Source organism: Streptomyces sp. Inha503 (genome assembly GCF_047215865.1).
GTDB classification, from domain to species: Bacteria; Actinomycetota; Actinomycetes; order Streptomycetales; family Streptomycetaceae; genus Streptomyces; species Streptomyces lycopersici.
Genome location: NZ_CP178360.1, coordinates 7100084 through 7114032 on the forward strand (window position 1 = coordinate 7100084; position 13949 = coordinate 7114032).

The following is a 13949-nucleotide window of genomic DNA, read 5'->3' on the forward strand; positions in this document are numbered from 1 at the left end:
ATGTTCGGCCGCGACCCGTGGTGGCTGATCGTGATCAAGGCCGTCTTCTGCTTCGCGTTCCTGATGGTGACCGTGCTCATCTCCATCGTCATGGAGCGCAAGGTGGTCGGCTGGATGCAGCTGCGCATCGGCCCCAACCGCCATGGCCCCTGGGGCATGCTCCAGTCCCTCGCGGACGGCGTGAAGCTGATGCTCAAGGAGGACGTGGTCGTCAAGGGCGCGGACAAGGTGGTCTACGTCCTGGCGCCGGTCGTGGCGGCCATCCCCGCCTTCATGGCGGTCGCGGTGATGCCGTTCGGCCCGGCCGGCGGCGAGGTCTCGGTCTTCGGGCACCGCACCGCGATGCAGCTGACCGATCTGCCGATCGCCGTCCTCTACATCCTCGCCACCGCCTCGGTCGGCATCTACGGCATCGTGCTGGCGGGCTGGTCCTCCGGATCGACGTATCCGCTTCTGGGGGGCTTGCGCTCCTGCGCCCAGATGATCAGCTACGAGATCGCGATGGGGCTCTCCTTCGCGGCGGTCTTCCTCTACTCCGGGTCGATGTCGACCTCGCAGATCGTGGAATCGCAGCAGGACCGCTGGTACGCGGTGCTGCTGCCGGTCTCGTTCCTCATCTACATCGTCTCGATGATCGGTGAGACCAACCGGGCGCCGTTCGACATGCCGGAGTCCGAGGGCGACCTGGTCGGCGGCTTCAACACCGAGTACTCCTCGATCAAGTTCGCGATGTTCATGCTCGCCGAGTACATCAACATGGTCACCGTCTCGATGGTCGCCGTCACCCTCTTCCTCGGCGGCTGGCGGGCCCCCTGGCCGATCAGCACCTTCTGGGAGGGTGCCAACCACGGCTGGTGGCCGCTGCTGTGGTTCGTCGGCAAGGTCGTGACATCGCTCTTCGTCTTCATCTGGGTGCGCGGCACGCTTCCGCGGGTCCGCTACGACCAGTTCATGAAGCTGGGCTGGAAGGTGCTCATCCCGATCTCGATGGTCTGGCTGATGCTGGTCGCCACCGTCCGGGCGCTGCGCAACGAGAACTACGACTACCAGGACATCGTGCTCTACGTGGGCAGCGCGGTGATCGCGCTGCTGCTGCTGTCCTTCGTGGTCGACTTCTTCCGCGACCGCTCGGCGCGGGCCGAGCCCGAAGCGGAACAGGGACCGGAGCCCGCCTTCGATCCGATGGCGGGAGGTTTCCCGGTGCCGCCGCTGCCCGGCCAGACCTTGCCGCCCGTCCCCCGCCGACGTCCGCGCACCGAGCGTGAGTTGATTGTCAGTGGTGGCCCCGACACTGTCAGTGACGGAAAGGAGGCCGACGGTGTCTGACTTCCAGAATCCGGTGGCCGGCTTCGGCGTGACCTTCAAGGCCATGTTCAAGAAGCGGCTCACCGAACAGTACCCAGAGGTGAAGAAGCCCACCGCGCCCCGCTTCCACGGACGCCACCAGCTCAACCGGCACCCGGATGGGCTGGAGAAGTGCGTCGGCTGCGAGCTGTGCGCCTGGGCCTGCCCCGCCGACGCGATCTATGTGGAGGGCGCGGACAACACCGACGAGGAGCGCTACTCGCCCGGTGAGCGCTATGGCCGCGTCTACCAGATCAACTATCTGCGCTGCATCCTGTGCGGCCTGTGCGTCGAGGCGTGCCCCACCCGGGCGCTGACCATGACCAATGAGTACGAGCTCGCCGACCGCACCCGCGAATCGCTCATCTACACCAAGGAGGAGCTGCTCGCGGGCCTCGAGGACGGCATGGTCGACTCCCCGCACGCCATCTACCCCGGCACCGACGAGCAGGACTACTACCGGGGCCTGGTGACCGAGGCCGCGCCCGGCACCACCCAGCAGGCCGCGGTCAGCAAGGGCGAGACCCTGTCCGACCAGGCCGCGGGGAACGAGGAGTCACAGGAGCGACAGCAGGGGGTGCAGGCATGAGCGGCGGCACTCTGGCCGCGGCGGCCTCCACCACCTCCACCGGTGAGGCCCTTCAGTTCTGGGTGCTCGGCACCGTCGCCGTGATCGGCGCGCTGTGCACGATCCTGATGCGCAAGGCCGTGCACAGCGCCCTGTGCCTGGCGGGCACCATGATCGTCCTGGCGGTCTTCTACCTCGCCAACGGCGCGTACTTCCTGGGCGTCGTCCAGATCGTCGTCTACACCGGCGCGATCATGATGCTGTTCCTCTTCGTGGTGATGCTGGTCGGTGTCACCGCCGCCGACTCCCTCAAGGAGACCCTGAAGGGGCAGCGCTGGCTCGCCGCCCTCTGCGGGCTCGGCTTCGGCATCCTGCTGTGCGCCGGGATCGGCAATGCCTCGCTGAAGACGTGGAACGGCCTGGGCCAGGCCAACTCCGGGGGCAATGTGGAGGGCCTGGCGTCGCTGATCTTCACCAAGTACGTCTTCGCCTTCGAGATCACCGGCGCGCTGCTGATCACCGCGGCGGTCGGCGCGATGGTGCTGACCCACCGCGAGCGCACCGAGCGGGCCCGTACCCAGCGCGAGCAGTCCGAGGCGCGGGTGCGCACCGGGCAGAACGTGCCGCCGCTGCCGGCGCCCGGTGTGTACGCGCGGCACAACGCGGTGGACATCCCCGGTCTGCTGCCCGACGGCACCCCGTCCGACCTCACCGTCAACGCGACGCTGCGCGGCCGCGGTCAGATCCGGGACGTCTCCAGTGAGGCGCTGGCCGAGCTGGCGGCGCTGGAGCAGCGCTCGCAGCGCTGGCTGGGCCGGAAGAACGACACCGGCAAGCCGTCCGGAGGCCCCGGGAAGCCGGGCATTTCCGAGAACGGCGAGAACGGCGAAGACGGCGAGAACGCGGGCAGTGCGCCGAACCCGAGGGGAGTCGCCAAGTGAATCCGGTCAACTACCTCTACCTGGCCGCCCTGTTGTTCACCATTGGTGCGGCCGGTGTCGTGATCAGGCGGAACGCGATCGTCCTCTTCATGTGCGTCGAGCTGATGCTGAACGCGTGCAACCTGGCGTTCGTCACCTTCTCCCGGCTGCACGGCAATCTCGACGGCCAGATCATCGCCTTCTTCACGATGGTCGTGGCCGCGGCGGAGGTTGTGGTCGGTCTCGCGATCATCGTGACCATCTTCCGCTCCCGCCACTCGGCCTCGGTCGACGACGCCAGCCTGATGAAGCTCTAGAAGGGGTCGCGTTCAAGTGGAGAACCTCATCGGATTGCTTGTCGCGGTCCCGCTGCTCGGCGCGGCCCTGCTGCTGTGCGGAGGGCGGCGGCTGGACGGCAAGGGCCACTACATCGGCACCGTGCTCGCCGCCGCCTCCTTCGCCATCGGCGCGGTGCTCTTCGCCGACATGCTCGGCCGCGGCGAGCACGACCGGGCCCTGCACAGCAAGGTCTTCAGCTGGATTCCGGTGGGCGGCTTCCGCGCGGACGTCGCCTTCCAGCTCGACCAGCTGTCCATGACCTTCGTCCTGCTGATCACCGGTGTGGGCACGCTGATCCACATCTACTCGATCGGCTATATGGAGCACGACGAGCGCCGCCGCCGCTTCTTCGGCTATCTCAATCTCTTCCTCGCGGCGATGCTGCTGCTCGTCCTCGCCGACAACTACCTGCTGCTGTACGTCGGCTGGGAGGGCGTCGGCCTCGCCTCGTACCTGCTCATCGGCTTCTGGCAGCACAAGCCCAGCGCGGCCACGGCGGCGAAGAAGGCGTTCATCGTCAACCGCGTCGGCGACGTCGGCCTGTCGATCGCGATCATGCTGATGTTCACCACCTTCGGGACCTTCGCCTTCGCCCCGGTGCTGACCAACGCGGATGACGCGGGCGAGGGCAAGCTCACCGCGATCGGGCTGATGCTGCTCCTCGCGGCCTGCGGCAAGTCGGCCCAGGTGCCGCTCCAGTCCTGGCTCGGGGACGCGATGGAGGGCCCGACCCCGGTCTCGGCCCTGATCCACGCGGCCACCATGGTGACCGCGGGCGTGTATCTGATCACCCGCTCCGGCGCGATCTTCAACGCCGCGCCGGACGCCCAGGCCGCGGTAGTCGCGGTCGGCGCGGTCACGCTCCTGTTCGGTGCGATCGTCGGTTGCGCCAAGGACGACATCAAGAAGGCCCTGGCCGGGTCCACCATGTCGCAGATCGGCTATATGATCCTGGCCGCCGGTCTCGGGCCGATCGGCTACGTCTTCGCGATCATGCACCTGGTGACCCACGGCTTCTTCAAGGCGGGGCTCTTCCTCGGGGCCGGGTCGGTCATGCACGCCATGAACGACGAGGTCGACATGCGCAAGTACGGCGGCCTGCGGAAGTACATGCCGGTCACCTTCATCACCTTCGGGCTCGGCTATCTCGCGATCATCGGCTTCCCCGGGCTGTCGGGCTTCTGGTCCAAGGACAAGATCATCGAGGCGGCGTTCGCCAAGGGCGGCACCGAGGGCTGGATCCTCGGCGGCGCGGCCCTGCTGGGCGCGGCCATCACCGCGTACTACATGACGCGGGTGATGCTGCTGACCTTCTTCGGCGAGAAGCGCTGGGGCACCACGCCCTCGCCCGAGGAGCCCAGCGCCGAGCCCGCCGCCGAGTCGGCCGGGGCGCACGCCGAGCCGCATCCGCACGAGTCGCCCTCGTCCATGACCATCCCCATGATCGTCCTGGCCGTGGGATCGGTCTTCGCGGGCGGGCTGTTCAGCGTGAACGACGCGTTCCTGAAGTGGCTGGAGCCGGTCACCGGCCACAGCCACGGCGACTCCCCGCTCAGCGCCGCGGCGGTCACCGCCGGGACGATGGTGGTGCTGGTGATCGGTGTGGCCCTCGCCTGGGCGCAGTACGGACGCCGGCCGGTGCCGCGCACCGCCCCCCGCGGATCCCTGCTCACCCGGGCCGCCCGGCGCGATCTGCTCCAGGACGACTTCAACCATGTCGCGCTCGTCAAACCAGGCCAATATCTGACCCGCGGTCTGGTCTATGTCGACCACAAGCTGGTCGACGGGGTGGTCAACGGCACCGCGGCCTCCGTCGGCGGGCTCTCCGGCCGGTTGCGAAAGCTCCAGAACGGCTATGCCCGTACGTACGCGGTCTCGATGTTCGGCGGTACGGCGGTGCTCATCGCCGCGACCCTGCTGATGAGGGCGGTCTGAGTCATGTCATTTCCCCTGCTGACGGCCACGGCCGTGGTGCCCGCGCTCGGTGCGGTGGCCACCGCCGCCGTGCCCGCCGCCCAGCGCGCCGCCGCCAAGTGGGTGGCGCTGGGCTTCTCCCTGGTCACCCTCGCCCTCGCGGCGGTCGTGCTGGTCCGCTTCGACCCCGGTGGCGCCCGCTTCCAGCTCACCGAATCCCATGCCTGGATCAAGGACTTCGGCGTCCGCTACGAACTGGGCGTGGACGGGATCGCGGTCGCGCTGATCGCGCTCACCGCCGTGCTCATCCCCTTCATCATCCTGGCGGGCTGGCATGACGCCGATCCGCTGGAAGGCGCCCGCCCCAACCGCCGCTGGCGGCCCACCCAGGGCTTCTTCGCGCTGATCCTGATGGTCGAGGCGATGGTGGTGATCTCCTTCGAGGCCACCGACGTCTTCCTCTTCTACATCTTCTTCGAGGCCATGCTGATCCCGATGTACTTCCTCATCGGGGGCTTCGGGGACCGGGCCGGGGGCCGCTCCGAGGAGGAGACGGCCACTCAGCGCTCGTACGCAGCGGTGAAGTTCCTGCTCTACAACCTGGCGGGTGGGCTGATCATGCTCGCCGCGGTGGTCGGTCTGTACGCGGTCACCGCCGATCAGCTCGGCACCGGCACCTTCTCGCTCCAGGAGATCGTCCAGGCGCGGGCGGGCGGCCATCTGGACATGGCGACCAGCACCGAGCGGCTGCTCTTCCTCGGCTTCTTCTTCGCCTTCGCGGTGAAGGCGCCGCTGTGGCCGCTGCACACCTGGCTGCCCAACGCGATGGGGGAGTCCACCGCCCCCGTCGCCGTGCTGATCACCGCGGTGGTCGACAAGGTCGGCACCTTCGCGATGCTCCGCTTCTGCCTCCAGCTCTTCCCGGAGGCCAGCAAGTGGGCCACCCCGGCGATCATGATCCTGGCGCTCATCAGCATCATCTACGGAGCGCTGCTGGCGATCGGCCAGCGGGACATCAAGCGGCTGATCGCCTACGCCTCGATCTCCCACTTTGGCTTCATCATCCTGGGCATCTTCGCGATGACCACCCAGGGCCAGGGTGGCGCCACCCTCTACATGGTCAACCACGGTGTCTCCACGGCCGCGCTGATGCTGGTGGCCGGGTTCCTGATCACCCGGCGCGGTTCGCGGCTCATCGCCGACTACGGCGGGGTGCAGAAGGTCGCCCCGGTGCTCGCCGGCACCTTCCTGATCGGCGGGCTCGCCACCCTCTCGCTGCCCGGGCTCGCGCCGTTCATCAGCGAATTCCTGGTCCTGGTCGGCACGTTCAGCCGCTACCCGGCGTTCGGCGTGATCGCGACCGTCGGAATAGTGCTGGCGGCGCTCTACGTCCTGATCCTCTACCAACGCACCATGACCGGTCCGGTGAAGGCCGAGGTGCGGTCCATGCCCGATCTGCGGGCGCGTGAGCTGGTCGTCGTGGCCCCGCTCATCGCGCTGCTGATCTTCCTCGGGGTCTATCCGAAGCCGCTGGCCGACATCGTCAACCCGGCGGTGGACCACACGATGTCCGTGGTGGACAAGAAGGATCCCAAGCCCGATCACCCCGTGACCGATGCGGGCTGGTTCAGCTACAGCCCGATGCCCGAGGGCGCCAACCACGGCGGTGCCCCCCACGACGGTGCTTCCGGAGGTGCCAAGTGACCCACGCGGCCACTGTCCACAGCCTGTGGACAACAGCGGCGGCGGCGCCCGACAAGATCCCGTCGCCCGATATCGAGTACGGGCAGCTGTCGCCCACGCTGATCGTGCTCGGCGCCGCGATCGTCGGCGTCCTGATCGAGGCGCTCCTCCCGCGCCGCCAGCGGTACGTGGCACAGCTGTTCGTCTCCGTGGTCGCCCTGGCCGCGGCCTTCGCCGCCGTGATCGGCCTCGCCGCCGGTGACTACGGCACCAGCAAGGCCCGGGTCGCGGCCATGGGCGCGATCGCGGTCGACGGACCGGCGCTCTTCCTCCAGGGGACCATTCTCCTGGTGGCGCTGGTGGCGGTGTTCACCTTCGCCGAGCGGCGGCTGGATCCGGTGGTGCACGGCAACCGCGTCGACTCCTTCGCGGCCCAGGCCGCCGCCGTGCCCGGCGGCGACGCCGAAAAGGCCGCCGTCAAGGCGGGGTTCACCACCACCGAGGTCTTTCCGCTGGTCCTCTTCGCGGTCGGCGGCATGCTGGTCTTCCCGTCCGCCAACGATCTGCTGACGCTCTTCGTGGCGCTGGAGGTCTTCTCCCTGCCGCTGTACATCCTGTGCGCGCTGGCCCGGCGCCACCGCGCGCTGTCGCAGGAGGCCGCGGTCAAGTACTTCCTGCTGGGCGCCTTCTCCTCGGCGTTCCTGCTCTTCGGCATCGCCCTGCTGTACGGCTACGCGGGCACGGTCGCCTACTCCGGGATCGCGGACGTCGTCGACGGCCAGGTCAGGAACGTCACCCCGGCGCTCGCCGGGACCATGGGCAATGACGCGCTGCTGCTGATCGGCGGGGCGATGGTGCTGATGGGGCTGCTGTTCAAAATCGGCGCCGTGCCGTTCCACATGTGGACCCCCGACGTCTACCAGGGCGCCCCCACCCCGGTGACCGGCTTCATGGCGGCGGCCACCAAGGTCGCGGCCTTCGGCGCGCTGCTGCGGCTGCTGTACGTCGTGCTGCCGGGGCTGCGCTGGGACTGGCGGCCGGTGATGTGGGGCGTCGCCATCGTCACCATGCTGGGCGGCGCGATCGTGGCCGTCACCCAGACCGATGTGAAGCGGCTGCTGGCGTACTCCTCGATCGCCCACGCCGGGTTCATCCTGGCCGGTGTCATCGCCACCACGCCCGACGGCATCTCCTCCGTCCTCTTCTACCTCGCCGCGTACTCCTTCGTGACCCTCGGCGCCTTCGCGGTGGTCACCCTGGTGCGGGACGCGGGCGGCGAGGCCACCCACCTGTCCAAGTGGGCCGGTCTCGGCCGCCGTTCGCCCCTGGTGGCCGCCGTCTTCGCGGTCTTCCTGCTGGCCTTCGCCGGTATCCCGCTGACCAGCGGCTTCGCCGGGAAGTTCGCGGTCTTCAAGGCGGCGGCCGACGGTGGGGCGGGCGCGCTGGTGGTGGTCGGTGTGATCTCCTCGGCGGTCGCCGCGTTCTTCTACATCCGGGTGATCGTGCTGATGTTCTTCAGCGAGCCGCGCACGGACGGCCCGTCCGTGGCCGTGCCGAGCCCGCTGACCTCGTCGGCCATCGCGATCGGCGTGGCGGTCACGCTCGTCCTGGGCGTCGCCCCGCAGTACTTCCTGGACCTCGCGAGCCAGGCGGGCGTCTTCGTCCGCTAGCGGTCACCTCAATCCAGGGGCTCCGCCCCCTGGACCCCGTCCCGGCAGGGACACCGTTCGCGGTGTCCCTGCCGGGACGGGGCACGTAGGGGCTGGGGCGTGGCTCAGGCACGGGCCGTGGGTGCTGGAGCGTTCCCCACCCCGCCCCTACCCGATCCCAGGGGGTTCCGCCCCCTGGACCCCGGCCGGGTCCGGGCACCGAGACGGTGCCCGCGCCCGGCCGGAGCTGTTCCCCACCCCGCCCCTTCCCGATCCAAGGGGCTGCGCCCCCTGGATCCCGCCCTTGCGGGGATACGTGATGGTGCCCGGGCGGGGGTGGAGGCGTCTCCCGGCTCACCCCTTCCCGAACGCAGTAGCCTGCGCCCCTTGCCGCGCCCGGAGTTGATCAGAAGTGGGAAGTCCCCCATCGATCCGAGCCGCCGGCGGCGCGCGGCGGCGACCGGCGGGGCGTGCTCGCGGGGGCGTTCGGCTGGCATCGGCCGGCTCCGGGGGTTTGCTGGTCGGCGGGTCGTATCGGGACCATACCGACGGGGCCGGGCCGATGGTGTTGCCGAAGTATTGCGCCACCTGACGGTGGCTTTCCTACCGCTTCTGCCTGCGGTTTCGTGTCCGCGGCGGCAAGATCTGCCACTGTGCGCGGCGGGCCCCCGGCGCGCTCGCGCGCCAGGGGCCCGGAGTGCCGGAGGGGGTCCGGCGCCGTGGTTCAGCCGGTCGGGAGGTCGGTCGGCACATCGGTCGGGAGGCCGGAGGGCAGCGACGTCGGCAGGCCCGAGGGGAGGTCGCCGGGCGAGGTCGCCTTGACGAACGTGTCGTTCTTGGCGAGCGCGTCCCAGTCGACCGTGAGGGTCTTGCCGTCCGCGCTCGCGGTGACCTTGCCCGCGCTGCGGTCGGTGTTTCCGTCGGCGCACTTGAGCATGAGCATCTTCCCGCCCATGTCGGCGTACTCGCCGTTGCAGATGTGCTTGTCGGCCATCAGGACGGCCTTCTTGCCGCTGATGGACAGGATGACGGCCCCCTCACCGGCCTTCGCCACATAGGTGCCGGAGACCTTCGTGTCCGCGCCCCCCTCCGCCGGGGCGCTCGACGCGGAGGAGGGGTCCTTGGATGTGTCCTTCTTGTCGTCGCCACCGTCGCTGCCGCATGCGGTCAGCAGCAGGGCGGCCGCCGCCGCCGTGCCGGCGATGCTCACTGCCTTCTTCACGTGCTTCTCCTCGATCGTCCGGGATCGTCAGGGCAGGAGCACGACAAATTAGCAGCCGCGTCAGGGCGTGGCCGGGACCACCTGGCCGGTCACCTCGCCCAGGCCGATACGGGTCCCCTCCGGGCCCGGGGCCCAGGCCGTGACGGTCACCTCGTCGCCGTCCTCCAGGAAGGTGCGGGCGCCGTCGGGGAGCCGCAGGGGGTCCCGGCCGCCCCAGGTGAGTTCGAGGAGAGAGCCGAGCTCGTCCGGGCGCGGACCGCTGACCGTTCCGGAGGCGAAGAGGTCGCCGGTGCGCAGCGAGGCGCCGTTCACCGTCAGATGGGCGAGCTGCTGGGCCGCGGTCCAGTACATGGCGGAGAAGGGCGGGCGGGAGATCGTGTGGCCGTTGAGCGCGACCTCCAGGCGCAGATCGAGCCCGCCGGGCTCGGCGGCGCTGTCGTCCAGGTAGGGGAGGGGCGGGACGTCGCGGGCGGGAGGGCCGGTACGGGCCGCGGCGAGGGCGTCCAGCGGGGTGACCCACGCGGCGAGCGAGGTGGCGAAGGACTTGCCCAGGAAGGGGCCGAGCGGGCGGTACTCCCACGCCTGGATGTCGCGCGCGGACCAGTCGTTGAGCAGACAGACGCCGAAGACGTGGTCGTGGAACCCGGAGAGCGGCACCGGTGTATTCACAGTGGAAGGGGCGCCGACGACGAAGGCCACCTCCGCTTCGAAGTCGAGGCGCAGGGAGGGGCCGAAGACCGGAGTGGGGGAGGAAGCGTGTGGTGCGGAGGTATCGGCCGGGGGCAGATGCTGGCCCTGCGGGCGGACGATGGGCGTGCCCGAGACGAGGATGGTGCCGGCCCGGCCGTGGTAGCCGATCGGCATGTGCTTCCAGTTGGGGGTGAGCGCCTCACCGTCGGGGCGGAAGATCCGGCCCGTGTTGGTGGCGTGGTGCTCGCTCGCATAGAAGTCGGCGTAGTCGGCCACTTCGAAGGGGAGGTGGAGCGCCACGGTGGGGAGGGGATGCATCAGGGGCTCGATGGTCGAGCGATGTGCCGGGTCGGTGAGCCAGTCGAGCAGCTCGGCGCGGACGGCCTGCCAGACCGGGCGGCCCGCGGCCATCAGCGGGTTGAGGGTGTCGGCGCCCAGCGGCTCGGCGTGCGGAGAGGCGGTGGCGGCCGCGGCGGCGCCCACGTCCAGCACATGGTTTCCGTAGCGCACCCCGATTTTCCGCAGATGAGGAGTGTGCGGCGCGGTGAAGACCCCATAGGGGAGGTTGTGCGGGCCGAAGGGGTCGCCTTCGGGCAGGTCCAGCGGGGATCGCTGCGGCATCGGGGCTGCCTCGCCTTCTCCTCGTCACTGTGGGACGCAGCACACCCTAAGGCGCGGGGAGCGCGGGGAAGGCCCAGGGCAAGGCCGGTGGTCGGGGCTGGCCGCCGACCATGTGGTGGGCGCTACGGGCTATCGGATGGGCGTCGCGGCGCTGGACTTCCTCGGGCCCGGGCTCCGCTCCGAGTTGGTCACCGGAGCCGGGGGCCGGGCGGCCGGGTGGGATCCGGCGGGGCGGCCTGGTGGGATCCGGCCAAGCGGCCGGGTGGGGTCCGGGGCATGAATGATCTGCTGCGATCGCGGTACTGCCATGTGAAGCGGTCGGTTCGGGAGAGAACGGTGAGAGGTGCACAAGGCGGGAAGGCGCCAACAGTGATCGATACCCGACCGGATACGCTGCCTGTTGGTGGAGGCAGCGACACATCGACATTCGCGTCATTCGTAGGCAGACAGGAGTACCCCGTGAGCTTCGTCGGGCCCTTGGGGCTGAGCGTGCGGGACCGGACTCTGGAAGCCGACACCCAGGCCGGGCTGACGGCGGTCGAAGAGGGCCTGCTGGAGGCCACCAAAAGCGATGTGCCCTTCATCACGGAGGCCGCCCAGCATCTGGTACGGGCCGGGGGGAAGCGGTTCCGGCCCCTGCTGGTGCTGCTGGCCGCGCAGTTCGGTGACCCCCACGCACCCGGAGTGGTGCCCTCGGCGGTGGTCGTCGAGCTCACCCATCTGGCGACGCTGTACCACGACGATGTGATGGACGAGGCGGAGGTGCGGCGCGGCGTCTCCAGCGCCAACGCCCGCTGGGGCAACTCGGTGGCGGTCCTCACCGGCGACTTCCTCTTCGCCCGCGCCTCGCACATCCTGGCCGACCTCGGCCCCGAGGCGGTGCGGATCCAGGCCGAGGCGTTCGAGCGGCTGGTCACCGGCCAGATCCTGGAGACGGCGGGCCCCCGCGACGGCCGTGACCCGGTCGAGCACTACCTGGATGTGCTGGCCGGTAAGACGGGCTCGCTGATCGCCGTCTCCGGCCGGTTCGGCGCGATGATGTCGGGCGCCGACGAGAGCATCGTCAGCATCCTCACCCAGTACGGCGAGCGGCTCGGCATGGCCTTCCAGCTCGCCGACGACGTACTGGACATCGCCAGCGACAGCCATGAGTCCGGTAAGACCCCCGGCACCGATCTGCGCGAGGGCGTGGCCACCCTGCCCGTGCTGTATGTGCGGGAGCAGGCCGAGGCGACCGGTTCGGCCGAGGACCGCGAGCTGTGCGAACTGCTCGCGGGCGATCTCACCGATGACGCGCGCCATGCCGAGGTGTTGCGGCGGCTGCGTGCCCATCCGGCGCTGGAGCGGGCCCGCCGGGTCACGGTCCGCTATGCGGCCGAGGCCCGTTCGATGCTGGCACCGCTGCCCAAGGGCCCGGCGAAGGCGGCCCTCGAGGGGCTGTGCGATGCGGTGGTCCACCGGGCCGGGTGAGCCCGCCCGGCGCCCGTTCCACCTCGCCAGGCCCTTGATCCGGGGAGTCGGCCCCCGATCCCGGGGGCCGTGCTCGTGACTCCCGGGGGAGTAGGACCCTGACTCCCGGGGGAGCGGCGTCATACCCGAGCATTACGCCGAGGTGATCCTGCGGGCTGACGCGCCACGTCGAACGATTTGGTGGGATGAAAAGACCACCACATGGCGGGATCGGGTGACAATGGCCCGAGAGGTGGACGAGTGCAAGCTGACGAACCGCCGCCGACGACGGAGGTAGAGCACACATGGCACGGATCCGACCGACACAGGTCGCCGACGACGGCTTCTGGGATGAAGAACGGCCATCACGAGGGAAGAAGGCCGCCCGGTACGCCGCTCCGGTAGCCGTCGCGGGCATCGCGGCGGCGACCATAGGACTGGTCCCGGCGCTCGCCAGTACCGGCGACCCCGATCTGCCGAAGATCTCGGCGCAAGAGCTCATCAGCAAGATGGCGGCATCGGACGCCCAGCAGATGTCCGGTTCGGTGAAGATCACCACCGATCTGGGCATCCCCTCGCTCCCCGGCGGCGGCTCCATCGCCGACCTCGGCGGGGCCCGGGGCGGTGACGCGTCCGCCGCGCCCGAGTCCAAGCTGATGGAGCTGATCTCCGGCTCCCACACCCTGCGGGTGGCCACCGACGGCCCCGACAAGCAGCGCGTGTCGATCGTCGAGAACGCCGCCGAGTACAGCATGATCCACAACGGCGATGACGTCTGGGCGTACGACAGCGGGAGCAATTCCGCGTACCACGCCACCGCCCCGAAGGACGCGAAGGCCAAGGGCGACCACCGGCAGGAGGTGCCCAAGGACCTGCGGGACGCCACGCCCCAGAAGCTGGCCAAGACGTTGCTCTCCTCCGTGGACGACACCACCGACGTGACCGTCGACGGCACCTCCCGGGTCGCCGGGCGGGACGCCTACGACCTGCTGATCAAGCCCAAGCAGAACAGCGACTCCACGATCGGATCGGTCCGTATCGCGGTGGACGCGGACAACGGTGTCCCGCTGAAGTTCACGCTCTCCCCGAAGAGCGGCGGCAAGGCGATCGTCGATGTGGGCTTCACCAAGGTGGACTTCGGCAAGCCCAAGGCGAGCACCTTCGACTTCACGCCGCCCAAGGGCGCCAAGGTCACCGAGGAGCCCAAGGCCGACCGCAAGCACGCCCCGAAGGACTTCGGCGCCAAGGACTTCAAGGACGCCCAGGGCGCCCTGTCCGGGCTGAAGGTCGTCGGCGAGGGCTGGGACTCGGTCGCCAGGCTCGACACCCCCGGCGGCGCCGCGGCACCCGGCGGCGACAGCGGCCCGGGCGCGGCCTCCGGCCTCCTCGGCGGCTTCGGCAAGGAGGTCAAGGGGAAGTTCGGCTCGGGCACCGTGGTCAGCACCCGGCTGGTGAACGCGCTGCTCACCGACGACGGCAAGGTGTTCGTCGGCGCGGTCGACAAGGACGCCCTGGTCAAGGCCGCCAACGCGGCCAAGTGAGCCCACTGG

11 protein-coding genes are annotated in these 13949 nt (G+C 69.8%); 9 read left to right on the plus strand and 2 right to left on the minus strand.

Going from position 1 to position 13949, the window contains the following annotated elements; genetic code table 11:
* Genes nuoH through nuoN form a run of 7 tightly spaced genes read left to right on the plus strand, consistent with a single transcriptional unit; the run spans nucleotide 1 to nucleotide 8438 of the window.
* Nucleotides 1–1326, plus strand: a complete 1326-nt coding sequence (gene nuoH, locus ACJX2R_RS29855; RefSeq protein ID WP_413105973.1) for an NADH-quinone oxidoreductase subunit NuoH — start codon at nucleotides 1–3, stop codon at nucleotides 1324–1326.
* A complete protein-coding gene (gene nuoI / locus ACJX2R_RS29860; protein WP_413102668.1) occupies nucleotides 1319–1933 on the plus strand; it encodes an NADH-quinone oxidoreductase subunit NuoI in 615 nt (204 codons plus the stop codon). The genes nuoH and nuoI overlap by 8 nt, the downstream gene beginning before the upstream one ends.
* Nucleotides 1930–2853: an NADH-quinone oxidoreductase subunit J gene (locus ACJX2R_RS29865; RefSeq protein WP_413102669.1), complete on the plus strand. Its 924-nt coding sequence runs from the start codon at nucleotides 1930–1932 to the stop codon at nucleotides 2851–2853. The genes nuoI and ACJX2R_RS29865 overlap by 4 nt, the downstream gene beginning before the upstream one ends.
* Entirely contained in the window at nucleotides 2850–3149 is a 300-nt protein-coding gene (gene nuoK / locus ACJX2R_RS29870; protein ID WP_046084223.1) for an NADH-quinone oxidoreductase subunit NuoK, read from the plus strand. The genes ACJX2R_RS29865 and nuoK overlap by 4 nt, the downstream gene beginning before the upstream one ends.
* Before the next feature lie 16 nt (nucleotides 3150–3165).
* The gene (gene nuoL / locus ACJX2R_RS29875; RefSeq protein ID WP_413102670.1) at nucleotides 3166–5106 is read left to right on the plus strand and encodes an NADH-quinone oxidoreductase subunit L; all 1941 of its coding nucleotides are present in this window, start codon (nucleotides 3166–3168) and stop codon (nucleotides 5104–5106) included.
* Nucleotides 5107–5109: 3 nt separating this feature from the next.
* A complete protein-coding gene (locus ACJX2R_RS29880; RefSeq protein WP_262701491.1) occupies nucleotides 5110–6789 on the plus strand; it encodes an NADH-quinone oxidoreductase subunit M in 1680 nt (559 codons plus the stop codon).
* Entirely contained in the window at nucleotides 6786–8438 is a 1653-nt protein-coding gene (nuoN, locus tag ACJX2R_RS29885) for an NADH-quinone oxidoreductase subunit NuoN (protein ID WP_413102671.1), read from the plus strand. The genes ACJX2R_RS29880 and nuoN overlap by 4 nt, the downstream gene beginning before the upstream one ends.
* A 703-nt stretch (nucleotides 8439–9141) precedes the next feature.
* On the opposite strand, the gene ACJX2R_RS29890 is transcribed toward nuoN, so the two are convergent.
* Both ACJX2R_RS29890 and fahA read right to left on the minus strand, forming a co-directional pair.
* Entirely contained in the window at nucleotides 9142–9639 is a 498-nt protein-coding gene (locus tag ACJX2R_RS29890) for a PT domain-containing protein (protein ID WP_262706153.1), read from the minus strand.
* 60 nt (nucleotides 9640–9699) lie between these two features.
* Complete coding sequence (gene fahA / locus ACJX2R_RS29895; protein WP_413102672.1) at nucleotides 9700–10950, minus strand: fumarylacetoacetase; 1251 nt, start codon at nucleotides 10948–10950, stop codon at nucleotides 9700–9702.
* A gap of 459 nt (nucleotides 10951–11409) precedes the next feature.
* On the opposite strand from fahA, the gene ACJX2R_RS29900 reads away from it, so the two are divergent.
* Both ACJX2R_RS29900 and ACJX2R_RS29905 read left to right on the plus strand, forming a co-directional pair.
* A complete protein-coding gene (locus ACJX2R_RS29900; RefSeq protein ID WP_413102673.1) occupies nucleotides 11410–12420 on the plus strand; it encodes a polyprenyl synthetase family protein in 1011 nt (336 codons plus the stop codon).
* A gap of 284 nt (nucleotides 12421–12704) precedes the next feature.
* Nucleotides 12705–13940: a LolA family protein gene (locus ACJX2R_RS29905; protein ID WP_262706156.1), complete on the plus strand. Its 1236-nt coding sequence runs from the start codon at nucleotides 12705–12707 to the stop codon at nucleotides 13938–13940.
* The last annotated feature ends 9 nt before the right edge of the window (nucleotides 13941–13949 follow it).